This is a genomic window from Streptomyces africanus, from assembly GCF_002150735.1.
Lineage (GTDB): Bacteria > Actinomycetota > Actinomycetes > Streptomycetales > Streptomycetaceae > Streptomyces > Streptomyces africanus.
In genome coordinates this window covers 1-5,755 of the sequence record NZ_MUKA01000544.1, presented here as the reverse complement: position 1 = coordinate 5,755, position 5,755 = coordinate 1, and the positions used below count along the sequence as shown (strand labels likewise).

Genomic DNA, 5,755 nt, shown 5'->3' with positions numbered 1-5,755 from the left:
CCCCGGCTGGTACCAGGGCCGCTGCGTGCACATCCACACCAAGGTGCATGTGAACGGCACCTGGACCGACGCCGGTTACGAGGGCGGCACGACCTGCCACACCGGTCAGCTCTTCTTCGACGAGGAGTCCGTGCTGGCCTCCGCCGAGGTCGAGCCGTACTCCACCAACACCACGACTCGCACGACCCTCGACGAGGACACCATCTACCCGGGCAACGGCGCCCAGGGCGGGTTGCTGAAGCTCCAGTACCGGAAGAACGCCATCGCGAAGGGCGTCGTCGCCGGCCTCACCATGGGTGTCGATCCCACGGGCTGACGGACGTCTGACGGACGTGTGTGGGGCGGACGTGGACGGCCCTCCGCCCCACATTCACATATATGTACTTCTGCTCAACCCGTTGACCCGGAAGTTAAGCCTCCATAAAGCCCCTTCGAGAACGCGTACGTGACTGCTGTTCACGTATGTGCACATCGAGGGAGACAACGATGTCAGACGCCGCAACAGCCATACCCGAGGCCGAGCAGCGTGCGGTCGGCAAATTCCTGCGCCGCATGCTCCCGATCCTGGTCCTCATGCTGCTGGTCAACCAGATGGACCGGACGAACGTGGGGTTCGTCCAGAACGAACTGCGGGCCGATGTCGGGGTGAGCGCCACCGCCTACGGGCTCGGCGCGGGCCTGTTCTTCATCGGGTACGCCCTGTTCGAGGTGCCGAGCAACATGCTCCTGGAGCGGTTCGGGGCCCGGGTCTGGCTGACCCGGATCATGATCACCTGGGGTGTGGTGATCGTGGCGATGTGCTTCATCCACAACGTGTGGATGTTCTACGGCCTGCGCTTCCTGCTCGGCGTCGCGGAGGCCGGCTTCTTCCCCGGCGTGCTCCTCTACTTCACCCAGTGGCTGCCGGACTCCAGCCGGGGCCGGGCCAGTGCGATCTTCCTGGGCGGGTCGGCCACGGCGTACATCGTCACGGGCCCGATCACCGGTGCGCTGCTGGAGCTGCACGGCGCGGGCGGTGTCGCGGGCTGGCGGTGGATGTTCGCCCTGGAGGGGGCCTTCTCGATCCTGGTCGGCTTCATCGCCGGGTTCTTCCTCGTCTCCCGGATCCAGGACGCGAAGTGGCTGACGCAGGAGGAGAAGGACGCGCTGAGCGACGCGGTGGCGCGGGACAAGGAGGCGCGTGACCGGGCGCCGTCGGTGTCGCGGCTGAAGCTGATCTTCCATCCCCAGGTCGCCGTCCTGACCGCGGTCTTCTTCGCGATGGCGCTCACCGGCTACGCGATCACGTTCTGGCTGCCGAGCCTGGTGGAGGAGATCGGCGGACTGTCGTCCTTCCAGATCGGCCTGCTGTCGGCGATCCCCTGGATCTGCGCGGTGATCGCGATGTACACGATGGCCCACTTCACCGACCGGGCCCGGGACCGCCGCCCGTACCTGGCGATCGCCCTGGTCCTGTCGGCCATCGGCACCTTCCTCGCCACGCTCGGTTCGCCCTGGTTCGGCCTGGCCGCCCTCACCCTCGCCGCGGTCGGCGGCAAGTGCGCGGCCACACTGTTCTGGCCGATGGCCCAGTCGGGCCTCGACCTGAAGATCGCCGCGCCGGGTCTGGCGCTGGTCAACTCCATCGGCAACCTGGGCGGTTTCGTGTCACCCACCCTGTTCGGCTACCTCAAGGACACGACGGGCAGCACGAACGGGGGCCTGTACACCCTGTCGGCGGCGTCGATCCTGGCGGTGCTGGGCGTGGCGTTCGTACGGCACACCGACAGGGGGCCGCGGGCGGGAGCCGGGGATCGTCCGGGCGTGACGGGGAAGACGGCCGTGAGCTGACCCGAGCCGACTCCGGACAGCGGCCCGCTCCTTGCCGGGGGAGCGGGCCGCGGCCTCTTCAGGAGGCGATCAGTCCTCGGCGAACAGATCCTCCACCGCGGTGGCCGTCAGAGAGCGGTCGAACCAGAGGGTGAGGGTGTCGAGATCGGTGCAGGAGGTGATGCGGTCGCGGGTGGCTTCAGGGACGGGGATGCCGCGCTTTTCCAGCACGCGGAGGATGAGCGCCGTGCGATCTTCAGCCCTGCCCTCTGCCATGCCCTCTGCTCTGCCCTGGGCCTTGCCCTCCAGGTACGTCTCCTCGAAGAGGGTTCCCCTGCCCGGGAAGTAAGTGCCGACCATCTTCTCCAGCTCTCTCCATGTGTCCCGGACCGGAGTGTCCTCCAGCCCGACTTCAAGCCATTCACACCAGTACTTCGCTGTTGCCTTGTCGAACGACCGCATGCCGCGGGCCACCATGCCCAGTATGGCGGGGGCGTCTTCGCTGCCGCTATGCACGATGGCCGAGAACGTAGCCATCGCCGGTTCGCGGGCGACCATGGACTCGTCGGTGATCAACGGTACGTTGTCCGGGCCGAGCACGAAGGGACGCGTGGCCTGCGTCGTCCAACTGCCTACGCGGCACTCGAAGGGGCCGGCCGCCCAGGATGCGGTCCGCCGGTCCCTGCAGACCGCGACGAGCAGCACAGGCAGGTCGAACTTCGCGCGCAGATACGCCACGTAGTACGACCAGCTCGATCCCTTGCCACGGGTCCGGGCGGTCTGGGCCTCGACGGCGATGAGGAAGCTGTCCCCCTCGGACGGCTCGACTTTCAGCACCGTGTCCACACGGCGTTCCAGCGGCTTGATCTCCGTGGCGTCAGGGGTCAGCGCCTCGATCGTCGCCTTCGCGGGTGGTGGCAGGCCCAGTGCCTCGAAGACGGGGACGAGTACCTCCGGATGGTCCTGGAAGATCCGGTGCGAGGTCTCATGGGTTGATGTGACCATGCGCGCAAGCTAGGTCCACCAGGGGGCGGCGTGTTCGGCGAACGAGCCGCGTTCACTCTTTCGAGAGCGGCAAAAACGTTCACTTCACGGAGTGCCGTTACCTCGCCACGAACTGGGTCAGGATCGCCTGGACCTCGTAGATGTCGACCCCCTTGGTGAAGGTCTTCTCGATGGGGGTCGGGGTGCCGGAGATCCAGATTTTGAGTTCGGCGTCCAGGTCGAAGGTGCCGGCCGTTTCCACCGCGAAGTGGGTGATGCTGCGGTAGGGGACCGAGTGGTACTCGACCTTCTTGCCGGTGATGCCCTGTTTGTCGATCAGGATCAGGCGGCGGTCGGTGAAGAGGATGGTGTCGCGGATCAGGAGAAACGCGGCGTGGACCTGTTCGCCGTGGCCGAGGAGGCGGGCGTAGTCGTGCTGGGCCGATGCCGGGTCGATGGTGTGGGCGTTGCCGAACAGTGCCATGGGAGTCCCCCGGATGTGTGATGGCGGCCGGGTGGCCGGTCTCCCGCGATCTTCGCAAAGCACGGGGCCCGGGAGAAGGTTCTCGTTCTCCCGGGCCCCGTGCTGTAGCGAGCGTGTTACGCCGTCGGCTTCTCTTCCAGGCGCGGGAAGAGGACCGCGCCCTTGGTGACCGTCGTGCCGGCCGGGAGCCTGCCCCACTCGCCGGCCTCGCCGATCCTCTGGTCCGCGAGGGCGCCGAGGGAGGCCTCCGCGCCGAGCGAGTCCCAGAGCTTCTGGGAGGTCTCCGGCATGACCGGGTTGAGGAGGACCGCGACGGCGCGCAGGGACTCCGCGGCCGTGTAGAGGATCGTGGCCAGGCGGGCCCTGCCCTCGTCGGAGGTGTCCTTCGCGACCTTCCAGGGCTCCTGCTCGGTGATGTAGCCGTTGACCTGCTTGACGAAGTCGAAGACCGCCAGGATGCCGCCCTGGAAGTCCAGCTCCTCACCGATCCGGCGGTCCGCCTCCGTGACGGCCTTCGCCAGGCCCTCGTGGATCGCCTGCTCCGCGGCGCCGTCGGCCGCCGACGCCGGCAGCTCGCCGCCGAAGTACTTGCCGACCATCGCCGCGACGCGGGACGCCAGGTTGCCGTAGTCGTTCGCCAGCTCGCTGGTGTAGCGGGCGGAGAAGTCCTCCCAGGAGAACGAGCCGTCCTGGCCGAAGGCGATCGCGCGCAGGAAGTACCAGCGGTACGCGTCCACGCCGAAGTGCGAGGTCAGGTCCTGCGGCTTGATGCCGGTCAGGTTCGACTTCGACATCTTCTCGCCGCCGACCATCAGCCAGCCGTTGGCCGCGATCTTGCCGGGCAGGGGGAGGCCCTGCGCCATCAGCATCGCGGGCCAGATCACCGCGTGGAAGCGGAGGATGTCCTTGCCGACCAGGTGGACGTCGGCCGGGAAGGTCTCCTCGAACTTGGCCTGGTTCTCGTTGTAGCCGACCGCCGTGGCGTAGTTCAGCAGGGCGTCGACCCACACGTAGATCACGTGCTTGTCGTCCCAGGGGACCGGGACGCCCCAGTCGAACGTCGAGCGCGAGATGGAGAGGTCCTGCAGGCCCTGCCGTACGAAGTTCACGACCTCGTTGCGCGCGGACTCGGGCTGGATGAAGCCGGGGTTGGCCTCGTAGTGGGCGAGGAGCTTCTCGCCGTACTCGCTCAGCTTGAAGAAGTAGTTCTCCTCGCTGAGGATCTCCACGGGCTTCTTGTGGATCGGGCAGAGCTTCTGGCCCGCGTACTCGCCCTCGCCGTCGAGGAGCTCGCCGGGGAGCTTGTACTCCTCGCAGCCGACGCAGTACGGGCCCTCGTAGCCGCCCTTGTAGATCTCGCCCTTGTCGTACAGGTCCTGGACGAACTCCTGGACGCGGTCCGTGTGCCGCTTCTGCGTGGTGCGGATGAAGTCGTCGTTCGCGATCTCCAGGTGCTCCCAGAGAGGCTTCCACGCTTCGGTGACGAGCTTGTCGGCCCACGCCTGGGGGGTGACCCCGTTGGCCTCGGCCGTGCGCATGATCTTCTGACCGTGCTCGTCCGTGCCGGTGAGGTACCACACCTTCTCGCCGCGCTGGCGGTGCCAGCGGGTGAGCACGTCGCCTGCGACGGTCGTATAGGCGTGGCCCAGGTGAGGAGCGTCGTTGACGTAGTAGATGGGGGTCGAGACGTAGTACGCCTTCGCCCCCTGCTTCTCGGATCCAGTGGCCGCCATGGTCGAAATCCTACTGGTCCGTTGAAGATCGACTCACACGTGTTTCGGGGGGTGGACGGCTTGGCGTGTGCTGTCCACCCCCCAGGGGGTCTACGGGCGCCAGTTCGCCAGTACGCCCTCGTAGAGCTCCTTGTCCGTGAGCTCGCGGGGGGTTTCGCCGGCGAGGAAGTGGGACGTGTTGGGGGTCTTGAGCTTGCGGAGGTAGTCGAAGGCCTTGTTCTCCGGGTCGCCGAAGGCGACGAAGGAGAAGAAGACGGTGGGGTGGGTCTTGGCGGCCTCGGTGAGGGACTGGGTGGCGGGGGTCTTGGCGTCGGGAGCGCCGTCCGTCTGGAAGATCACCAGGGCCGGGGTCTCGGGCTTCGCTTCCTTGCCGTGGTGGGCGAGGACCGCCTCGACTGCCGCGTGGTAGCTGGTGCGGCCCATGCGGCCGAGGCCGGCGTGCAGGTCGTCGATCTTGTTCTCGTGGTCGGTGAGGGTGATCTCGCCGGTGCCGTCGAGTTCGGTGGAGAAGAAGACGACCGGGACGGTGGCCTCGGGGTCGAGGTGGGCGGCGAGGGCGAGGGTCTGCTCGGCGAGGGCCTGGGCGGAGCCGTCCTTGTAGTACGGGCGCATGGAGGCGGAGCGGTCGAGGACGAGGTAGACCTTGGCTCGGGTGCCGGTGAGGCTGTGCTGCTTGAGGGTGGTGGCGGCGGCCTTGTAGGCGGTGGTGAGGCCGGGGGCGCGGGTCTTGACGCGGGTGAGGGGG

6 protein-coding genes are annotated in these 5,755 nt (G+C 67.5%); 2 read left to right on the top strand and 4 right to left on the bottom strand.

The window, feature by feature from the left end:
- Window positions 1-316: peptidase associated/transthyretin-like domain-containing protein (locus CCL05_RS41790; protein WP_483025085.1), on the top strand; the 316-nt coding region annotated here is incomplete at its 5' end.
- Window positions 317-486: 170 nt separating this feature from the next.
- Entirely contained in the window at window positions 487-1,830 is a 1,344-nt protein-coding gene (locus CCL05_RS41785) for an MFS transporter (protein ID WP_086565767.1), read from the top strand.
- A gap of 69 nt (window positions 1,831-1,899) precedes the next feature.
- Here the strand turns inward: CCL05_RS41785 and CCL05_RS41780 are convergent, their stop codons facing one another.
- The 4 genes from CCL05_RS41780 to CCL05_RS41765 form a co-directional block, all read right to left on the bottom strand.
- Entirely contained in the window at window positions 1,900-2,814 is a 915-nt protein-coding gene (locus tag CCL05_RS41780) for an RpnC/YadD family protein (RefSeq protein ID WP_086565766.1), read from the bottom strand.
- Between the two features lie 97 nt (window positions 2,815-2,911).
- The gene (locus CCL05_RS41775) at window positions 2,912-3,277 is read right to left on the bottom strand and encodes a PH domain-containing protein (RefSeq protein ID WP_020270419.1); all 366 of its coding nucleotides are present in this window, start codon (window positions 3,275-3,277) and stop codon (window positions 2,912-2,914) included.
- Between the two features lie 116 nt (window positions 3,278-3,393).
- The gene (gene metG, locus CCL05_RS41770) at window positions 3,394-5,010 is read right to left on the bottom strand and encodes a methionine--tRNA ligase (RefSeq protein ID WP_086565765.1); all 1,617 of its coding nucleotides are present in this window, start codon (window positions 5,008-5,010) and stop codon (window positions 3,394-3,396) included.
- Between the two features lie 90 nt (window positions 5,011-5,100).
- Window positions 5,101-5,755 (bottom strand): VWA domain-containing protein (locus tag CCL05_RS41765; protein WP_107400590.1); only part of this gene is annotated, 655 nt, incomplete at its 5' end.

Coding starts and splice junctions, on each gene's coding strand:
- CCL05_RS41785 (WP_086565767.1), top strand. CDS start 487: ATGTCAGACGCCGCAACAGCCATACCCGAGGCCGAGCAGCGTGCGGTC.
- CCL05_RS41780 (WP_086565766.1), bottom strand. CDS start 2,814: ATGGTCACATCAACCCATGAGACCTCGCACCGGATCTTCCAGGACCAT.
- CCL05_RS41775 (WP_020270419.1), bottom strand. CDS start 3,277: ATGGCACTGTTCGGCAACGCCCACACCATCGACCCGGCATCGGCCCAG.
- metG (WP_086565765.1), bottom strand. CDS start 5,010: ATGGCGGCCACTGGATCCGAGAAGCAGGGGGCGAAGGCGTACTACGTC.